The organism is Paenibacillus sp. P13VS (assembly GCF_015143645.1).
GTDB classification, from domain to species: domain Bacteria; phylum Bacillota; class Bacilli; order Paenibacillales; family Paenibacillaceae; genus Paenibacillus; species Paenibacillus xylanilyticus_A.
The window spans coordinates 90487-110887 of the sequence record NZ_WYEV01000003.1; the positions used below are offsets into that span (position 1 = coordinate 90487).

At 46.2% G+C, this 20401-nt stretch carries 17 protein-coding genes and 1 riboswitch; of the genes, 10 read left to right on the top strand and 7 right to left on the bottom strand.

What is annotated here, in order from left to right; all coding sequences use genetic code 11:
• Positions 1–79 precede the first annotated feature (79 nt).
• Positions 80–958: an aminoglycoside phosphotransferase family protein gene (locus tag GUA98_RS05520; RefSeq protein ID WP_193722306.1), complete on the bottom strand. Its 879-nt coding sequence runs from the start codon at positions 956–958 to the stop codon at positions 80–82.
• Positions 955–1839, bottom strand: a complete 885-nt coding sequence (locus GUA98_RS05525; protein WP_193722307.1) for an AraC family transcriptional regulator — start codon at positions 1837–1839, stop codon at positions 955–957. The genes GUA98_RS05520 and GUA98_RS05525 overlap by 4 nt, the downstream gene beginning before the upstream one ends.
• Before the next feature lie 168 nt (positions 1840–2007).
• Between GUA98_RS05525 and GUA98_RS05530 the strand changes: the two genes are divergently transcribed.
• The 4 genes from GUA98_RS05530 (at position 2008) to asnA (ending at position 5111) form a co-directional block, all read left to right on the top strand.
• On the top strand, positions 2008–2724 hold the full coding sequence (locus GUA98_RS05530) for a DMT family transporter (RefSeq protein ID WP_193722308.1): 717 nt from the start codon (positions 2008–2010) through the stop codon (positions 2722–2724).
• Positions 2725–2767: 43 nt separating this feature from the next.
• On the top strand, positions 2768–3100 hold the full coding sequence (gene csaA, locus GUA98_RS05535) for a chaperone CsaA (RefSeq protein ID WP_193722309.1): 333 nt from the start codon (positions 2768–2770) through the stop codon (positions 3098–3100).
• 227 nt (positions 3101–3327) lie between these two features.
• The gene (locus GUA98_RS05540) at positions 3328–3963 is read left to right on the top strand and encodes a LysE family transporter (protein WP_193722310.1); all 636 of its coding nucleotides are present in this window, start codon (positions 3328–3330) and stop codon (positions 3961–3963) included.
• Positions 3964–4097: 134 nt separating this feature from the next.
• Complete coding sequence (asnA, locus tag GUA98_RS05545; protein ID WP_227779435.1) at positions 4098–5111, top strand: aspartate--ammonia ligase; 1014 nt, start codon at positions 4098–4100, stop codon at positions 5109–5111.
• Between the two features lie 60 nt (positions 5112–5171).
• Here asnA and GUA98_RS05550 read toward each other — a convergent pair whose 3' ends face one another.
• Positions 5172–6542, bottom strand: a complete 1371-nt coding sequence (locus GUA98_RS05550; protein WP_193722311.1) for an amino acid permease — start codon at positions 6540–6542, stop codon at positions 5172–5174.
• A 295-nt stretch (positions 6543–6837) separates the two neighbouring features.
• On the opposite strand from GUA98_RS05550, the gene GUA98_RS05555 reads away from it, so the two are divergent.
• Positions 6838–7308 carry a GNAT family N-acetyltransferase gene (locus tag GUA98_RS05555; protein WP_193722312.1) on the top strand — a complete coding sequence of 157 codons (471 nt, stop codon included), beginning with the start codon at positions 6838–6840 and terminating at the stop codon, positions 7306–7308.
• 537 nt (positions 7309–7845) lie between these two features.
• Here GUA98_RS05555 and GUA98_RS05560 read toward each other — a convergent pair.
• From GUA98_RS05560 to GUA98_RS29365, 3 genes are all read right to left on the bottom strand, one after another.
• Positions 7846–9126, bottom strand: coding sequence for a glycoside hydrolase family 27 protein (locus tag GUA98_RS05560; protein WP_193722313.1), 1281 nt, complete (start codon positions 9124–9126; stop codon positions 7846–7848).
• Positions 9127–9234: 108 nt separating this feature from the next.
• On the bottom strand, positions 9235–10116 hold the full coding sequence (locus GUA98_RS05565) for a helix-turn-helix domain-containing protein (RefSeq protein ID WP_193722314.1): 882 nt from the start codon (positions 10114–10116) through the stop codon (positions 9235–9237).
• A 110-nt stretch (positions 10117–10226) separates the two neighbouring features.
• Positions 10227–10847 (bottom strand): YczE/YyaS/YitT family protein, encoded by a 621-nt coding sequence (locus GUA98_RS29365; protein ID WP_227779436.1) that lies wholly within the window; start codon positions 10845–10847, stop codon positions 10227–10229.
• 161 nt (positions 10848–11008) lie between these two features.
• Between GUA98_RS29365 and GUA98_RS05570 the strand changes: the two genes are divergently transcribed.
• Complete coding sequence (locus GUA98_RS05570) at positions 11009–11527, top strand: GNAT family N-acetyltransferase (RefSeq protein WP_193722315.1); 519 nt, start codon at positions 11009–11011, stop codon at positions 11525–11527.
• A gap of 141 nt (positions 11528–11668) precedes the next feature.
• Here the strand turns inward: GUA98_RS05570 and GUA98_RS05575 are convergent, their stop codons facing one another.
• Complete coding sequence (locus GUA98_RS05575) at positions 11669–13000, bottom strand: APC family permease (RefSeq protein ID WP_193722316.1); 1332 nt, start codon at positions 12998–13000, stop codon at positions 11669–11671.
• Positions 13001–13261: 261 nt separating this feature from the next.
• Positions 13262–13369: riboswitch (guanidine-I (ykkC/yxkD leader) on the top strand.
• 70 nt (positions 13370–13439) lie between these two features.
• Between GUA98_RS05575 and GUA98_RS05580 the strand changes: the two genes are divergently transcribed.
• Genes GUA98_RS05580 through GUA98_RS05595 form a run of 4 tightly spaced genes read left to right on the top strand, consistent with a single transcriptional unit; the run spans position 13440 to position 20193 of the window.
• Complete coding sequence (locus tag GUA98_RS05580) at positions 13440–14162, top strand: urea amidolyase associated protein UAAP1 (protein ID WP_153978468.1); 723 nt, start codon at positions 13440–13442, stop codon at positions 14160–14162.
• Between the two features lies 1 nt (position 14163).
• Positions 14164–14832: an urea amidolyase associated protein UAAP2 gene (locus GUA98_RS05585; RefSeq protein ID WP_153978469.1), complete on the top strand. Its 669-nt coding sequence runs from the start codon at positions 14164–14166 to the stop codon at positions 14830–14832.
• The gene (uca, locus tag GUA98_RS05590) at positions 14825–18448 is read left to right on the top strand and encodes an urea carboxylase (RefSeq protein WP_193722317.1); all 3624 of its coding nucleotides are present in this window, start codon (positions 14825–14827) and stop codon (positions 18446–18448) included. The genes GUA98_RS05585 and uca overlap by 8 nt, the downstream gene beginning before the upstream one ends.
• The gene (locus GUA98_RS05595) at positions 18445–20193 is read left to right on the top strand and encodes an allophanate hydrolase (RefSeq protein WP_193722318.1); all 1749 of its coding nucleotides are present in this window, start codon (positions 18445–18447) and stop codon (positions 20191–20193) included. The genes uca and GUA98_RS05595 overlap by 4 nt, the downstream gene beginning before the upstream one ends.
• Positions 20194–20401 lie beyond the last annotated feature (208 nt).

A 20401-nucleotide genomic window follows, 5' to 3' on the forward strand; every position in this document is an offset into this window, starting at 1 on the left:
TATCAATAACAAAACCGGATTCCCGATAAGGAATCCGGTTTTTATTTTTATGTTAGATGCACTACGATGAACGTAGGAACTACAGTGATTTATAATCTCGGATGATTACATCTATAACCCATTTTCCCCAGTTCGATGACTCTGAACCTGGTTCATTCCAGGAATAAGTGATAAGTGCTTTCCATAATGCCCATCCACGTGCACGGTTAATCATATCTTGGTCAGCATTCATTCGGCGGAGGAAAATATCACGACTCCTATCATCAAAAAAGTTCCATGCCATCACCAGGTCGCTGGAAGGATCACCTACGCCCATCGTTCCGAAATCAATGACGCCGCACAATCGGCCGTTTTGTACGAGCATATTTCCTACAGCGACGTCACCGTGCAGCCAGAGCGGTGCAGCCTCATACTGTGTGGCAAGGGCAAGCTCCCATATTTCCAATAACAGCGTAGGATCGTATGGTCTGGGTAAAACGTCTATGACGGATCTGGTGTCCTGGTCATAAACAGCCAGGTTTCCGCCGCGATGAAAATTTTGAATGCCGGCAGGAATGCCTTGGCTTGCATCAATCGCTTCCAGTTCAATTAGAAAACCAGCGAGATCCTCAGCAAATGTGTTCAGGTCCGTTACATTTTCAACTGTGACTGTGCTGCCTTTAATCCATTGGTTAACAGACCAGGGAAGAGGATATTCTGCCGTAGGCTCACCTTTTGCAATCGGAGCCGGAATCGGCAAGGAAAGATAGGGCTTGAAAACGGGCAGCCACGTCAATTCCTTCTGAACAGCAGAGGCATATCGCTCATGACTCGGTAAACGAACAGTCATCTCATTTCCTAATCGATAGGTCCGATTATCGTGTCCACTTTTGTCTACGGGTGCTATGGTGAGGTGTTTCCACTCGGGAAATTGACTCTGGATCAGCTGACGTACCAGTTCAGTCGTAATTTCAATCATTTCACTCGCCCCCTGCGGAAGTCGTTAGGTGTTCGTTGATGCTGTTTTTTGAAAGACTGAATAAAGTGATTCACATGATTAAATCCCACTCTATGGGCTATCTCCGTTATGGTATAGTCGGTCGAGCTTAATAACTCGCAGCTTTTTTTAATTCGATACTTGATCAAGTAGGCGTAAGGGGTCATATGAATTGTACGCTTAAAACTTCGGGTGCATTCCGAGACACTCAGATGAGCTGCATCCGCGATCTCCTGTAATGTGATCGGATCTGCATAATGACGGTGGATGAAACTGAGCATGAATTGAAGTCTCTCCTGCTGCCGCTTCACGTCCGCTGATGCTTCCTCTGTCGAGAGTGAGAAATTGGAGATTATGGTCAGCCACAGCTGTACCGTCTGAATGGAAACCTCGTACTCCCAGCCCCATTGTTTGGTCATTTCAAATTTCCTCTTCATATCCCACAGCATTTCTAATACTTGGATTTCCCAGTTAACTTCGCCTTTGATTACAAGGGATACGAAGGACGAGTTGGTATAGGGGAGGACATAGTTTCTCTCCATGGCACTATCCGAGTAGAAAGCCAGCAGTTTCTCCGGAAAATTAAAACTGACATACTGTCCGTTATGCGTCAAGTGGGTCGTAACATGAAGAATGCTTTTGTTGATCAGAATGGCCTGACCTGTATGTAATTCATGATTCATCCCGTTAACCTGGATCACCAGTGTTCCTTTGGTAACCAATGTGATCTGTAAATCTTCATGCCAATGCAGGTCATTAAACCCTCTTCCTTCAGGGATGCTGTCGTGGACCGTATGCGTGTACATGATATATGGGAAGGAAGTATCTGGATATTGGATGGTCTCATGCAAGGGTTTCTCCATGGGGTTAATTCCTTTCAATTGACGATATATCGATATAAATGTAAGATATTATTGCACTAATGACCGATAAGCGGTGATATTATTATATCAGATCTTAAGGTTATTAATACAATCCTGTGCACAGACGATTGGATAAAAGTACCATGGAAAGCCATTTGAATCTCTAAGATGAACAAGAAAGACTGGGTTACTGTAGGGGCAGCAGGGCTATTTCTAGGATTACATTTTTTATTTTGGATGGAATCCTTGGTCCATACTTCGGTGGCGAGTTCCATGGTCATCTTGTCATTGCAGCCTTTATTTGTAATGATGGGCTCTTATTTTATGTTTAGAGAACGAAACAGCATGCTAACGATCTGTAGTTTAATTGCTGCCCTCATTGGTTCAATCATCATAGCTTGGGGGGACCTGGGGATTTCGCGAGAGGCGATAATAGGAGATGGACTATCCTTGTTGGGAACCATTTCGGTTTCTGCTTATATGCTTGCAGGGCAGAAGGTCAGCCGTAAAATAGACTCGAATTTATACAGTATCCTTGTTTTTTTCCTGGGCGGGACCGTGATGCTGGTTTATTGCTTGTTCTATCAAATCCCTTTGGTGGGATACCGCTCTTCAGAATGGACCTATTTCTTGTTGCTCGCCGTAATTCCAACTATTTTTGGTCAGAATATTTTCAACCTGCTGTTAAAAACGATTGGTGCTACGACGGTTTCTGTAGGGATTATAGGAGAGCCTGTTCTGGCCATTCTTCTGGCTTATCTATTTTTGGGAGAAACGATAACCGCATTTCAATTCACAGGGGGATTCATTACCTTGTTCGGTATGGGCATGTACTTTTGGCTCCGTTCCTCCAGTCACATCGTAGCTAAACAAGAATGGATTTAGTGTATGATATTGAAATAAAACAAAAGATGAGGAGATTATATACATGGCAACCATTGATGATTTTATGAAGCTGGATATCCGCATTGGAACAATACTTCATGCTGAGTTTTTTGCTGAGGCAAAAGTGCCGGCGATCAAGCTGGAGATTGATTTTGGAGAAGAGATTGGTATCAAGAAATCGAGTGCACAAATTACGAAAAGATATGAAGCGGAAGTGCTCATAGGGAAACAAGTTATTGCTGTTGTTAATTTCCCGCCGCGCCGGATCGCCGGATTCAAGTCGGAGGTTTTGGTTCTAGGAGGGGTACCCGAAAAAGGGGATGTCGTGTTGTTAAAACCGGATATTGATCTACCACCAGGAACACCTATAGCGTAAAAGATACTCGGAATAGTAATCGAAGTAAAAATCGTACGATGTAGAGGCATCAAATAACGACATTATATATAAAGGCTATTACTAGACATGTTTATCTGTCTGTGAAATAGTCTTTTTATTTTTCATAGATAAAAGCGAAATAAACCGTTGTTATACTGTCATGTTAAACGTGATTGGATCATAAGATGGGGAAATAAACTGGACAAGCGAGTAGGAGTGAGGAAGTCTTGAGTGTTCAACTTCTGATCAGTTATATTTTCCTTGGTTTGACGCTTGCTGCTCCCATTGGGCCTGTCAATTCAGCCCGATTGGACAAAGGCATCAAAAATGGTTTTTGGCATGCCTGGATGGTCGGAGCAGGTTCCATGATCGCCGATGCTGCCTTTATGCTCTTGATTTATATGGGCTTGGTTCAATTCCTCAACATCCCCTGGGTACAAATTCTCCTCTGGCTCGTTGGCGGGTTCACGCTAACCTATACTGGCATTGAGAGTATTCTGCAAATGAACAAATTGAAGCTGTATTCGGCCAAAAATCGTAAGGATTCCCTCTTGCACTGCTTCATGCTGGGATTTTTGATGTCGATTACGAGCCCGATGTCCATCATTTTCTGGTTAGGGATTTATGGATCGATTTTGGCCAAAACGGCAGTATCATTTGGGACAAGTCATCTTCTGATTTACAGCAGCATGATCTTCATTGGATTGACGCTCTGGGATTTGCTTGTGGCGGGGTTAACTACAGGAATGCGGCGTTATCTCAATCAAAGAAGCCTCTCCATCATATCCGTTGTATCCGGTTTGTCTCTGGTTGGGTTCGGCGTTTATTTTGCGCTTCAAGGGCTGCATGCATTGTTCTCGTAGAGGATGGGCGTATACCCAAATGCTTCAATTCTGGAGTGGGACAACGCGACACCGCCATGATAGGCACATAGACTGCTCTCATCAGTTATGCAGAAAACTGCATGATAATCAAACTGAAGGGACGATGTACTTTCATGCTGCGAACGATTGTTGTACCGAACAAGTACAAACCGATGCTGAACCTAAGGGAAACTGCTGAGGCCATACATTTTTCAAAAAAAAAGTTTCAGGAACGATTGGAGCAGCATTTAAATCTCATACAGGTACCCTCACCTGTTCTTTTGCAAGAAGGTACAGGGATTAACGATAATCTGAACGGTATAGAGCGTATCGTTTCTTTCGATGTATTGGATATGGAAGAAGGACAGATTGAAGTTGTTCAATCTCTTGCGAAGTGGAAACGGATAGCTCTGAAGACCTATAGCTTTCAAGTGGGTGAAGGATTATACACCAATATGAATGCCATCAGACGGGATGAGTGGATGGATAATCTGCATTCCATCTATGTGGATCAATGGGACTGGGAGAAGGTCATTGCTGAAGATCAACGCAATCTTATGACCCTTAAGGAAGAAGTAAGCAAGATCTATCGATCGATTCAAGCAACTGAGCAAGAACTCTATACTCAATACTCCTGCCTTGAACCCATTCTGCCCGATCAGATTTTCTTCATTACAACACAGGAGCTGGAGAACCAATATCCGGATCTTACTCCAAAAGAGCGGGAGAATGAGATTACACGCCAATACGGAGCTGTTTTTATCATGCAGGTAGGTGGGCTGCTGAATTCAGGGATTGTGCATGACGGTCGTTCACCGGATTATGATGATTGGACGTTAAACGGAGATATATTATTGTGGTTTCCTGTGCTGGAGCAGGCCCTGGAAGTCTCATCCATGGGAATACGTGTTGATGCCGCTGCTCTTGAAAAGCAATTGAACCTGAGTCAAACGAACGAACGGGCCGCTCTTGATTTTCATCAATCCGTCTTGAATGGAGAACTTCCTTTCACAATTGGTGGCGGGATTGGCCAATCCAGACTGTGTATGTTTTTGCTGCGAAAAGCGCATGTTGGAGAAGTGCAGGCATCGGTGTGGAATGACAGAACGTGGCGTGAATGCGAAGAGGGAAAAATTCCTCTATTATAGATCGTTTGAAACGTTTGAAACAGAAAGAGGATATCCTTCGGGGGATATCCCATTTTTTTGCTACGCCTTGACCTTATGATTTTCCCACCATCTTGTCATGATCCAGGTGACCAGAGCTATCACAAAAATCATGATCAGACTTACATAAAAGCCTACCCGGATGTCCGGTTTCATAAGCGTCCCACTGACCGCGCCCAATAACAGAACCAGACCGGAAATGCCAAGTATGACATCTCTGGCGCGGATCTGAAGTATTTTGAAGGCAGCGATAATGATAAAGGACCAGTTATACATCTGCAATATACCGGCTGCAGTAGTGATGTACTCATAGATCTTTCCTGGAAGCAGCAGGGCTGTCACAATGGATGCGCACAATCCAACTGCAGCAAGCACCAGGGATGGCAGAGGAAGTTGCTTGAATTTTAATTTCGCCTTGAACAGCTTAGGCGCGTCTCCATCCTTGGACATGGTCACCAGAAGGTTGACGACAGCAAACAACGAAGCGCTCATGGCGGAAAAGCCTGCCAAGATGATGGCGCCATTGAATACATGAGGAAAGAATTCCAAATGATACGACGATAGCGCCGTAACAAACGGACTTTCCTTTTCATTCATCTTCATATAGTGCACCATGAACACGGCCATGCCAATCGATAACATATAAAGGATGGAGAGGCCGGTTAACATCACTTTCCCGGCTTTGGGGGCGTCCTTTTTATCCTGTAACTGGATGGACATGAGTCCAATGGTCTCTACACCGCCATATGCGTAAAACGCGTAGAGAAGTGAGGACCAGAAGGCTGGAAACTTGCCTGGGAACAGTTCTGCAGCTGAACTTGGCATGCCAGGCCGTTCATTACTTCCGCCATGTATCCAGCCGAACAGTGCTGCTGCAGCCAGCAGAATAAACATAACAATCGCTGTGGTTTTGACCACGGCGAGAACATTTTCAATCTTGTCAAACCATTGTGTCCCCAGTAGGACAACAAAAATGGAGAGTACCGCATAACACGCTGCAAAAAGCCACAGGGGAACGTTTGGGAACCAAAAGCGGGAGAGAATGGACAAGGCCGTTAATTGGCTTCCCATGATTAAAATTTTGGTACTCCAATAATTCCATCCACAGCCAAAGCGGGCCCAACGTCCAAAGGCTTTGCCTGCATAATAACAGAATGAACCTTCCTGAGGATCTGCAGTTGTCATTTTAGCCAGGAAGTGAAACACAATATAGGTACCCAGAGCGGCGATCAAAAAGGATAGTACCATTGAAGGTCCGGTCTGCTTGATGCCTATTCCCGAACCCAGAAAGTATCCGGTACCAATCGTACAGCCGATGCCAAGCAGGGATAGCTGCCACCATTTTAAGTTTCCCTTCTCCTTACCTTCCGATGAAGAGGAGGCATCTTGTGCAGCACAACTTAAATCCGTCAAAGTAGGTACACCTCTCCTTCTCAGATAAGGTGAACCAACAGGAGATAAAATATGCCTCTACTTGTTACTTTCGCTTTACCCGGAAAAAATACAGGATCGTTGACACGGCTCTAAATGGTGTCTTACAATCTAAACATTATTATTTGGAGTCGAATCAACAGACTTTCAAGCAAGTAAACTGTACAAAAACGGCAGTATCTACTTTAGAGACGAGCCTACGTCAGGTCTTCAAATGTCGGGGCTATTGACTGCTTACCTCATTGGAACAGAAACATACTTACGGAGGTTTACTTTTATGTTGATCAGAGAGATTGAAGAAAGAGATAATCAACAGGTGGAACATCTGATCAGAACGTGTTTGATCGAATTTGGCGCGAACAAACCAGGGACAGCCTGGACAGATCCACATTTGGGAGATTTCTATCATCTGTACCAGAAAGAGGGGTCTAAATATTGGGTAGTTGAGCAAGATACTGTGGTCGTAGCAGGCTGCGGTATTGGTCCAATTGACGGTTATCCTCAGATTTGTGAGCTGCAAAAGATGTATGCATTCCAGGAAACCAGAGGTACAGGTATCTCAAGCGAATTATTGCAGGTTGTCCTTGATTATGCGAAAGAACATTATGAACAATGTTACCTGGAAACCCTGAGCAATATGACGGCAGCCAACAAGTTCTATGCCAAAAATGGATTTATTGCTTTAGATAAGCCTTTGAATGGATCTGAGCATTATGCATGTGATACTTGGTATTTGAAAACATTATAAGTGACCTGATTATCTCGAAAATGTACATTACCGATAGACCCTGATTGGGTTTTATCGGTTTTTCTTTTTTTTATGAAAACTGGATAGTCAACAGTAGCTAACTGCATGCATTTACCTTTTTATGTATAATCAGAGTGTGAAATGGTTTATCCATGAACTAGTAATTAAGGATCTATTGGAGGAGGGAATATATGCTTGCTATCATCTTAATTTTAGGTTTGCTCTTTATTGTTGCTTACTTGCGTGCGATCTATATGAAGCTTGAAAGAATAGTTGAGGTCTTGGATCAAAAAGCGGAGTAATGGGATTAGATAGCAGTGAATCGAATGCAAAGGGCTCTGCAATTCTTATCATATCAATAAAGCAGCTGTGTCAGCCTAGAATTGCTACATAGTAAGAGGATGTTTTATAAGAATTTATTAACTAACTATAGGGCAATAAAAAATAATGAAAAAACGAAATGAGCCAGTCGCCATAATATTTCAGGTGACTGGCCCATTTCGTTATCGGAGTTGCTCTAAACCAGGTAACCCAGGTTCAATAGAATCGATAGAGTCGTACGCCGTGCGAAGGAATATTCGTCTGTAGAACGTCGCCTGCAAGTTCGGCTGGCGTTTCATTCCACAGCTCGGTGCCCGAGGTGAAGCCCGGAAGACCGATGTCATCAACAGACAGACTTACAGGGAGCTCTGAATCACCTACATTGAATAATGCAGCATAACGGGATTGATCAGCCGCTTCTGCTGTCCAGACAATGAGATTGCCTTGGCGCAGTATTTCCTTGGCTCCATGGCTATCCTGATTCAAGCGCAGCACTTCCTTGTTGGTTAACAGGGATAGGGTCCATTCATCACAGTCGCGAAGCTCACCGCCGAAAATAAGCGGAGAGCGGAAGATGCTCCAGAGCGACATCATGGTCAGCTGCTCATCCCGTGTGAAGCGAGTCCAGCGATCCGCGCCACCTCCGTCAACGGACCGGATGCCGATATGGCCGAGCGGGAGCATGTCACAGTCCGGCCAGCATCCTGCATCAGGGATACCTTGCCAGGTCCGGCAGCGGTCAAACATATCCAGCAGAAGCGGCCATTGATCCCAGAAGTCATCCGTGACCCGCCACATATTGGCATGTTCAGCGAAGAACGCGGCGTATTCTACAGGAGCAGGACCAGGAGAGAGACTCAGTACCATAGGCCGGCCGCAGCGTTCAATGGCTTGGGAGATTAGCTCGATCTCAGGCTGATGGGTATCATACAGTCTGGATGCAGCGATGTCGTCTACCTTGACCAAGTCCACACCCCACTCGGCGTAGAGTTCAAAAAGAGAGTCGTAATAGGCCTCTGCACCTATCTTCGATGCGTCAACGCCATACATGTCCGTATTCCATGGACAGATCGAATTGGTATGTGCAATATCACGTGCTGTAACGGTGGTATTCAGAATAGGGGTAGCTGCATGTGCAGCCTGCCTTGGAATCCCGCGCATAATGTGAATGCCGAATTTTAATCCAAGACTATGTACGTAATCGGCTAAGGGCTTGAATCCCTGACCGCCTTCAGCAGACGGAAAGCGGTTCTCAGCGGGCATAAGCCGGGAATATTCGTCCATTACCAAAGGAACAAAAGCGCGGTACTGAGAGGAATTCGCATAAGGTTCATACCATTGGATGTCGACGGTAATGTAGTTCCAGCCGAAGGGTTTGAGATGTTCAGCCATGTATTCCGCGTTCCCGCGAATTTCATCTTCCGTTACGGCTGCACCGTAACAATCCCAGCTGTTCCAGCCAAGCGGTGGTGTGGGTGCTGCATGCTTGTGATTCATGTGAAATCTCCTTTACTGATTAATTATTGCTCTGGTTAAGTTCATATTAATCAAGGAGATTAGCAATATCTATAGTAATCTTGGAAGCTGAATAGTACTATATTGCTGTTAATCAAAGAACAGTTTGCGATACGCAAGGCTCTCGCCTCCGCTGCGGAACTCCCCTGGTGTAAGTCCGGTCAGGGTACGAAATGCTTTAATAAAATAACTTCCGCTGGAATACCCGATAAGCTCGGCAATCAAGTCGATGCTATGTTCGGTTCCCCGAAGCAGTTCCATGGCTTTGTCCATGCGAATGCGAGTTAAATAAGCAACAGGAGTAAGTCCTGTGCTGGCCGAGAAGCGCCGAATCAGATGATATTTGGATAAAGAGACATGTTCGGCTAACTGATGAATACTAATCATTTGTGAATAATGCTGCTCTATAAATTCTGCTGCACGCTTGATGTTATCTGGCCAAGCATGCTTGTTTCGCAGAGTCGTAACCTGTAATCTGGCCAGTTCTGTCATGAATTGATATACCGAAGAGGATGCGATCAAGGGATCGGAGATTCGGCCGGCTGCTGCGTCGTTCACAATCATTCGCAATAATTTAACGGGTGCACAGTCTGCTGGGAGATAAGGGACCTCCCCTGCTTCGCGCAAAAATTTACGCCAGTGAGGCAGAATTAGATTTGGTCGGAAAAGCAAAAACAGAAATTCCCACGGCTCTCTGGATTCAGGGTGATAGTAATAGCGATGAGGTCCAGGGATCTCGGCAAGAAAAGCCTGTCCGGCAGAGACACGGTGATGCTGTTCTCTTGATTCGTATACTCCCTGACCAGAAAGCGTGTACTGGAAAAGAAGGAGAGGCCCGTCGCTTCGTGTCAATCCGTCCCAATGATAGGAAGGATTGCTGATGCTATCAGAGCCTGCCGCATATAATTTACATAGCTGCAGTTCCGGATCGTCAGCGAATCGAAAGCCATATGTACCTTTGGGTATGTCCATGAATATCTCCTTATGGGTCTAAGAATATATGCGATTTAGCTAGTGGAATAAGTATGATTATAATGGAAATTGTGACCGTTTGTTATGTTTACTGTTCGTACGGGAGGATTTCATGAATCTGACCAGGAGCTGGGCTGTTGGACGAAACGTTCCAAAATTCTTCTGGTCAAAGGCATGAAGATATTCAATAGGAATCCGCCTAAACAAACGGTTAGGATTGTTCCCATCCCGATGGGTCCTTTTAGGATCAATGCTAATCCAAGAAAAATAAGATAAATGCACGTTCTGGCTACAAAGAGATTCGTTCGCATAAGTTCCTGCACAATTAATGTTAATCGGTCCAAAGGGATCGGTGCAAAATGGGTCAATAAGTATGTAGCAGTTCCTAACCCGATGAGGATCAGGCCGATGACCATGCATGCCCATTTAGTTAGCCATAACTCAGGTACAGTCCAGCTATGCAATAGAAATAGCCAAATATCGATACCAATTCCCGTAACGAATGCGGTCAACAATCCTAAAACTTCAGGTCTCCTTCTCAGTATGAGCGAATTACAGCATAACAGAAGCAACGCTATGATCATCTCCCAGCTGCCTACAGAGAGCCCCACCTGAACGGATAAACCTACCAAAAGAGCGTCAAAAGGAGATGTCCCGAGATCGGAATGGATGGTTAGTGAGATGCCAAGAGTCAATATCAAGATTCCAACGCAAAAAAATACATATTTCAACTGCATCTACCTCTTATTTATGTTTTTTGTTGCAAATACAACATATTTGAAGTAGATTTAATATAATCGCATTTTATTGCATATGCAACAAAAAAAAGTGGGGATTCAAAGCGAAATAGGACTACGAAAACATTCATTCCATAAAGGGGCGATATTTTGACATGACAATAATAATTACAAAGTGCAGTCCTGAAGATCTGCTGACACTCCAAAAAATCAGTATAGACACGTTTCATGATACATTCAAAGATCAGAATACACCTGAGAATATGGAGGCATATTTGGCAAAAGCATTTCACTCGGAACAGCTGGAAAGGGAGTTAGCTCATCCATCTTCAGACATTTATTTCGTATATTTCAACGATGAACTAGCTGGCTATTTGAAAGTCAATGTCAATGACGCACAATCCGAGAAAATGGGCGAAGAGTTCCTTGAGATTGAGAGGATCTATATTAGAAGCCAGTTCCAAAACCATGGGCTGGGTAAGCATTTATTGAATAAGGCAATTGATATAGCGATGGACAAGAACAAAAGCAAAGTATGGCTAGGGGTATGGGAGAAAAACAGGAATGCTATTGCTTTTTATAAAAAGATGGGATTTATCCAAACAGGAGCTCATTCCTTTTATATGGGGGATGAAGAGCAAACCGATTTTATTATGAGTAAAACGCTTGTATAGCATAGCAAACTTCGCAGTTCCTGCATTTGACATCAAAAGAGAAGTACCGTAAAAAAAGAACCTGAATAATGCATTCAGGTTCTTTTTTTACGGTACACGCAGGGGGAGAAAGCCTGCTGATAAATGAATGATTGATTTCACTCACATGGCCTCTTCAATCTCTGGCAATGCCTTGGATACAGAAGAGGATCTCATACGTTGATTCACATACAGAACGAGGCCAAGACCGATCCAGCCCGTACCAAGGAGCAAAGAGGAAGCTTCAAGTTGAGTGATGAGATATAGAATGAACAATGCGCCTAACAAGGGAAAGATCATTCTCACAATCCAGTCCTGCACACTGCGTTTTTTCTCGCGAATGATGTAGTGACAGATAACGGAAAGATTAACGAACAGGAAAGCCGTTAGCGCACCGAAACTGACAAACATGATGGCGGTCTCCAGACTAATGAATAAGGCAGCCAGGGAAATGACGCTGACCAGCACAATGTTGAACACAGGTGTACGAAATTTGGGGTGTACAGAACTGAATTTCCGAGGAAGCAAGGAGGATCTACCCATGACGAACAGCAGCCTTGAAACGGTTGTCATGGAGGACATGCCCTGTGCGAGCACGGAGAAAATAACGACAAAGGTGAAGATGGATGCAAGCGTTCCTCCGCCTATAACCTGCATTAATTCGAATCCGGCAGCGTCCATATGTGTAAAAGTGAACGAAGGATACATTTGTTGAATTAAATATGCCGTTGCAAAATACATGATTCCGGCAACGCTAACGATAATCAGGATGGCCCGCGGTATCGTTTTTTCGGGTTTTCGCGTTTCTTCCGCCATCGTTGTGATGGAGTCAAAACCAAGGAAAGAGAAACAGACAAGAGATGCACCTGCCATTACGGCGGAGAAAGGAACTCCTTCTACGGAATGAAGAGGATTAAATCCTGCGGACACGCCTTGGGTCACTGCTTTGTATACAAGAAAGGCACAGAAACTAGCTATAAAAATGATCTGCATCATAACAAAGATTTTATTGACGTTTGCTGACGTTTTGATGCCGATGATGTTGATGGTCATCACAATTAGGGTTAGAAGCACAATCCAGACAGGAGAAGGGATGGAGGGAAACTGAGCATGTAGATTAATGCCAAACATGAGTACAGCTACAATGCAGGAAAACAGATAATCAAGCAAAATCACCCAGCCCACCAGGAAACCGATAAACGGATTCATAGCCTGGCTTACATACGTATACGCCGAACCTGACACTGGAAAAGCCTTGGCCATCTGCCCGTAGCTGCCAGCTGTAAATAAAATGGCTACAAAAGCGAGGACATAGGCGGCTAGGAGCATACCTTGTGAACCCTCATGCAGCACGCCGAAACTTGTGAAAAAAATCATGGGAGACATCCAGGCCAGTCCCATGGTCACCACATGGCTCAAGGAGAGATTTCTTTTTAGTGTTATATTTTGTGACATTTTAGAACCTCCTTTAGAATCGAGAATGATACATCGTTATGCTATGTCATGACACTTCACATTTTTACAGGGGTTTTACCAAAAATCAAGTTATTTTTTTTGAGATATACGAACATTAGAGCATTTATAATAGTAGGTAATTCGTTATTTGGCGAAGATTAAGAAAAAAGTGCAAGTTTAATTGGTGTTTTTATCGTATTATTTTAAAAAAAGTATTGTGAAATGTAATTTTACATGTTAGTATTCATAACATCAATTAAATAAAATGTTTTCTAGGGTTCCGAGCCACCCGACTGGCTGACTGGTCCGAGAGAAAACGCATTGGGAGATTAAACCTGATGTACACGGCGGGATAAAAGCCCGGGAGAATCGATCAAAGAGCAATCTTTGATGTTTCTCCCGGGCTTTTTTCTATACTTTTCTACAGGAGGAATGAACAATGACAGCCCTATTTACAATGACGATGCAGCCTGGAAGCAAATGGTCTGCTCATGTAGGAAGAGGAAAATCCATTACATTAAAGGCAACAGGGGATCGTGCCAATGTGTCGGCATTGTTCTTCCATGCACAAGATCCAGCGGAACGGTACAACATGCCGGATACGCTCAAAGCCCAACATACCGCTTTTTTGACACGAGGCAATATATTGATGACGGATCAAGGAAAGGCACTTGCTTCCATAACGGAGGATTCCGTAGGGTGGCATGATCCTTTATCGGGATATACAACCCGAGAGGGTACGGATGACAAGTATGGAAAGACCACATATCAGGATCAGCGCAATGACTGGCTGAGAAGCGGTGAAGAGAACTTCAAGGTTGAACTGTTCCGGAACAATCTGTCACCACGTGATATCGGGGTGCCGGTCAACTTTTTCTCCAAAGTCGTTTGTGAGCTGGACGGAACGATGAATTACTCGCTGCAGGAAACGGCAGAACGCTCAGTGACCCTCCGGACAGAAATGGATATGCTGCTGGTGTTATCGAACACACCTCACCCGCTTGATCCTTCGGGACAATACCCGGACGCATCGATCGTTGTTTCCGTTGCAGATGCTGAACCTGTTTCTGACATGGACCCGTGTGTACTGCACTGTGATGAGAATCGGAGAGCCTTTGAAAATACGTGGAACGCTTATGCTTTGTTGAAAGGAGCGAACTAATATGAGTACATTTCAACCTGTCCAGAGTCCATTACTGACCGAAAAAGCCTTGTATGAGAAAGTCATCACTGCGGGTGATGGCTGGATACATGATTTGCTCCCAGGCCAGGTTCTTCGCATTGTTGATATGGAAGGCAATCAAGCTGTTGATACGCTGTTTTATTCGACGGAGGATCCATCGGATCATTATAGTGCAGTGAGAACGATTACCCGCCAGGGCAATCTGTATTTGACAACAGGTTCAACGCTGCTCGCTGAATCAGGCCGAGAGTTGTTGCGGATTACCGCCGATACCTGCGGCAGGCATGACACCATTGGCGGTGCCTGCTCAGCTCAGAGTAATACCGTCCGCTATGCTCATGATACATTGCCCATGCACAACTGTCGTGACACCTTTATGTTAATGCTGTCTCAGCGAGATGAATATACCAAGCGGGATCTCGCCCCGAACGTCAACTTTTTCATGAACGTGCCAGTGACACCGGAAGGAGAGTTGACCTTCGCTGATGGTCTATCTGCACCGGGGCGCTATGTCGAACTCCTTGCTTTGGCACCGGTAACCGTGCTGATCAGTAACTGCCCGCAATTAAACAATCCATGTAATGCCTACAACCCAACACCAGCCAAAGTCCTTATATGGGATGCAGAAGGAGTGAGCGCCAATGTTTAAAAAGGTACTGATTGCGAATCGGGGTGCCATTGCGGTACGCATTATTCGAACTTTGCGTCGGATGGGTATCTCCAGTGTAGCTATTTACACAACAGCAGATCGAGACAGCCTACATGTTGAGCTTGCCGACGAAGCAGTACTGATCGGAGAAGGCCCCGCAAGAGAGAGTTACGTCAACGCTGAGTTGGTACTCCAGACAGCTGCAGAGACAGGGGCAGATGCGATTCATCCCGGGTATGGATTTCTGAGTGAGAACGCGGCTTTTGCCAGAGCGTGTGCTGAGCGAGGTATTACGTTTATCGGTCCCTCTCCTGAACATATTGAGCTCTTCGGCTTGAAGCATACGGCACGAGCAATGGCTGCAGAAGCTGGAGTGCCCTTACTGCCGGGCACAAGCCTGATACAATCTCTGGATGATGCGGTTCAACAAGCTGGAAACATTGGTTATCCTGTAATGTTGAAATCCACTGCCGGTGGTGGTGGAATCGGCATGCGGGTCTGTGAACACGAGGATGTGCTTAGGGAGGCATTTGAATCCGTAACCCGTTTGGCATCCGCCAATTTTAATGATGGGGGCGTGTTCATTGAAAAGTATATTGCACGTGCACGTCATGTCGAGGTTCAGATTTTTGGCACAGGTAACGATGAAGCAGTCGCATTGGGAGAGCGTGATTGTTCAGTGCAGCGGCGTAATCAGAAAATTATTGAAGAAACCCCGGCGCCATGCCTGCCGGATGTAATCCGGCAAGGGATGCATGAGTGTGCCCGCAGACTGGCGATTTCGGCAGGTTACCGTAACGCGGGAACGGTTGAGTTCCTGTACGACCCTGATGAGCAGCGGTTTTATTTTCTCGAGGTGAACACCAGACTTCAAGTGGAGCATGGGGTGACAGAAGAGGTGCTTGGCATTGATCTGGTGGAATGGATGGTCAAGGAGGCAGCTCAAGAGAGCGATTCATTGAACGTAACGGTTCCCGCACCAACAGGACACAGTCTCCAGGTACGTCTGTATGCTGAGGATTGCATGAATGATTTTCGTCCAAGCGATGGACGCATTGATGCCATTCACTGGCCTGATGACGTCCGAGTTGAAAGCTGGATTCAGCCTGGATTGAACGTAACTACCTTGTATGATCCGATGCTGGCCAAATTAATTGTGCACGCGAGCACCCGCATGGAAGCTATAAACAAAATGAAGAATGCTCTTCGTGAACTACGGGTATACGGGGTCACCACCAATCAGGCTTATATTGAAGCATTTCTGGATAACGATGCATTCGCTAATGGAGAAGTATATACCCGAATGCTTTCGGGCTTTAAACCGACGGAGCGTGCGATCGAAGTTCTGGACGGAGGTGTTCAGACGACTGTACAGGATAGTCCCGGCAGAATCGGCTACTGGGATATCGGCGTACCGCCGTCAGGCCCGATGGATCAGCTTGCCTTCCGTATTGGCAACAGACTGCTGGGCAATGACGCACAAGCGGCCGGACTGGAAATGACGTTGCGTGGGGGAACGTATCGTTTCCGGGATGAAATGACCTTTTGCCTGACAGGAGCAGATATGAAAGCCGAACTGGATGGCGTTCACGTGGAACCCTACACACCGACAAATGCACTTCCTGGTGCGGTGCTGACTTTGGGTGAAGCCAAACAGGGAATGCGAACGTATCTGCTCGTATCCGGGGGGCTCGACATGCCGATCACACTTGGCAGCTCAGCAACCTTTACATTGGGGGGATTCGGTGGGCACAGGGGGAGTGCGCTGCGAACGGGTGCAGTGCTCCGTGTGCATGAAAGAGAAGGAACTACTCCGGTTCTGCTTGGTCCTCTCCGTACAGAACGCAGACCACAATACAACAATGAATGGACGATTGGTGTGATACCGGGACCTCATTGTACGGATGAATATGTCCTTCCGGCTTATCTAAATCAGCTTACGGAGACGACATGGGAAGTGCATTTCAACAGTTCCAGAACAGGTGTCCGATTGATTGGTCCGGCCCCGCTGTGGGCAAGAACCGACGGTGGAGATGCAGGACTTCACCCTTCCAACATTCATGACAACGCCTATGCCGTCGGTGCACTGGATCTGACAGGCGATATGCCGATCCTGCTCGGTCCGGATGGTCCCAGTCTTGGTGGTTTTGTCTGTCCGGTGACAACGGCGACCGCTGAATTATGGAAGCTGGGTCAACTCAGCCCTGGTGATAAAGTCCGTTTCAGACTCATTACCGTCGAGGAAGCCGAGCAATTAAGAGCAGAACAGGAGTTGTACCTGCGGGAACTGGACGTTCCGCATGAGTTGCCGGTTTTAGTCGAAACATCAACTGGTGAGTATATGCCGATTTTGGCCCAAGCAGTGGAAGGCAGACGTTTCTCCATTACTGTACGCTGCTCTGGTGATGAAAATATTCTGGTCGAATACGGAGAACGCGAGTTGAACCTGTTATATCGATTCCAGGCATACGTACTTATGGAAGCAATCAAGGAGAATGGAAACATTCCATATATCGAACTGACACCAGGCATTCGCTCTCTGCAGATCCACCTGGATGCTACCCGTATGACGGTAAAAGAAGCGGCAGCACGAATTATGGATCTGGATTTGCAGCTTCCCGAGCTGGAAACGATTGAAGTACCTTCGCGAATTGTCAAATTACCATTGTCGTGGGATGACCCGGCGACGAAGCTCGCCATTGAGCGATATCAGCAAAACGTTAGACCTGATGCACCATGGTGTCCCAGCAACCTGGAGTTCATCCGTCGCATGAATGGACTCGGTTCGCTGGAAGAAGTAGCGGAAATTGTATTCAACGCCTCATATCTCGTCATGGGACTTGGTGACGTGTACCTGGGAGCACCTGTTGCCGTACCACTGGATCCGCGCCACCGGCTCGTAACCACCAAATATAATCCTGCACGGACATGGACTCCGGAAAATGCTGTAGGCATAGGCGGCGCGTACCTCTGCGTGTATGGCATGGAAGGCCCCGGTGGATATCAATTTGTTGGTCGTACCGTGCAAATGTGGAACTCGTTCAGGGAAACAAGCAATTTCGAAGCAGGAAAACCTTGGCTGCTGCAGTTCTTTGATCAGCTTCAATTCTATCCTGTTTCGGAAGCCGAACTGCTGAAAATGCGTGAAGAATTCCCGCGAGGAGGATTCGAACTTCAAGTTGAGGAAACCACATTTCATCTGGGGTCCTATCTGAACTGGTTGCAAACGATTGAGAACGAGTCCGGAACTTTTCGTCAGCAGCAGCAGAGTGCATTCCAGGCTGAACGAAATTACTGGAAGGAACTTGGTATTGCGGAGTATGTATCCGAACCTGAAGCCGCGGCAGCGCTGGAAGAGGTGGAGATGCCGGAAGGGAGTCAGGGCATGAGCAGTTCTATGTCGGGCAGTGTATGGAAGGTACTGGTTGAGCCCGGCCAGGAAGTGCGAAAGGGAGACACTATTATAATAGAAGAAAGTATGAAAATGGAGTTTCCGCAGCTCGCTCCAACAGATGGAATCATAGCTTCCATTTACGTCTCGCCGGGTGATCAGATCAAGTCGGGAGACTGGATTGCTGCCATTATTCCAACGATTAAGGAGGAGGTTGCACGATGACGGTAAATGCCATCCCTGAATTGATGTCGATCAGTGCTCTGCGTACAGGATATCTACGAGGAAGCTTCACACCGGCGGAAGTGGTGGAGAGCATCATCGAGCGGGCAAAGGATACGGAGGATTACCATGTCTGGATCACACGGCCGTCTAGGGAACGCATTACGCCATACCTGGAGAAACTTCAGCACTTGTCCATTACCGAATATCCACTGTGGGGCATTCCATTTGCGATCAAAGATAACATTGAGGTTCAAGGGTGGCCTGTAACGGCTGGCTGTCCAGAGTTCTCATCGGTTTCGGAACAACATGCTATTGTTGTGGAACGACTTATTGCTGCAGGTGCCATACCTGTCGGGAAAACCAATCTGGACCAATTCGCCACAGGATTGGTTGGTACGAGAAGTCCATATGGGGAGACGTGTAACGCACTGCGGCCCGAACTGATCAGCGGAGGATCCAGTTCAGGCTCGGCCGTAGCCGTGGCACTGGGGCAAGCAGCGTTCTCACTTGGGACAGATACCGCCGGGTCAGGCCGAATTCCGGCTGCACTGCATGGTCTGGTTGGTTACAAACCTGCAGTAGGCGCATGGCCTTCCACTGGTTTGGTGCCTGCATGCCGCAGTATTGATTGCATTACCGTGTTTACCCATGAGCTCGAAGACGCTGTTTCCGTTGACCGGATCGTACGAGGCCCGCATGCCGAAGATGCTTTCTCTAAAACCCGTCCTTTAGGACCAACCCGTGCACCAGCCAAATGGTTGTTACCTAAGGGAGAATTAACTTTCTTTGGTCCCTTTGCTGAAGCGTATGAGACGGCTTGGCAAGGCGCCAAACAAACCTTGCTGCAATCAGGAGTAGATGTCGAGGAGGTGGATATCTCCATGCTGCAAGAGGCCGCAGCACTTCTGTATGAAGGACCGCTTGTAGCTGAACGATGGGCAGATCTGGAGATGTTCGCCCAGCAGCATCCAGGAGCGTTGTTTCCTGTAACGGAGAAAGTGCTCCGAACAGGCGGCAAGGATACATTTACAGCTGCTGCACTTTTCAGGGCACAGCACCGATTATCCGAAATTCGGCGAAGCACGGCTGAATGGCTGCATAACGCCGTTCTTGTATTGCCAACCTGCGGAGGAACATGGACGAGAGAACAAGTGCAGCAGGATCCGATTCAAACCAACAGCCACATGGGATTGTACACGAATCATTGCAATTTGCTCGACTTGAGCGCCATTGCTGTTCCGGCAGGTAAGGCTGCAGAGGATATGCCTTTTGGAATAACCCTGTTCACATTGCCTGAGCAGGAAGCTTCCATGGTTGAAGCCGCAAGAATATTCGAGCCGCATCACAACCGTCTTTTGGTAGCTGTCTGCGGACTGCATATGAGAGGCATGTCACTGGAACCCCAGATGACTGGGTTAGGAGCCTTTTTTGTGGAGGAAACCCGAACCGCTCCAGAATATCGTCTGTACAAACTGATCACAAGTCCTGCAAAACCGGGCTTGGTGCACACCCTTGAAGAGGGGACATCCATTGATCTGGAATTGTGGAGCATGCCGCTATCCTCCTTTGGTTCATTCACTGCATCCATTCCTGCTCCATTAGGTATAGGGAAAATTAAACTTCAGGACGGCAGGCTGGTATGCGGATTCATCAGTGAAGCTTCGGCTGCCCAGGATGCGGTAGATCTGTCTCATCTCGGAGGGTGGAGAAACATCGTTGCTGGTGATACAGTAGGCACGAAATAGTAGTTTTTGTTTACGGAGGATAAGAAAGACTAAAAAGTTGATTAATCATTCATTTGGTCATAACTCACATTAAAGTCGCTATTTTTAGCGGCTTTTTTTGTGGCTTTCTTTTTTTGTTTGAACATTATAGGAATATTAGTATAGAAAAGAGAGAGTGACTTTATTTAGAAAACACATCTTCAAACTTTAAAGTTTTCATATTATTTAT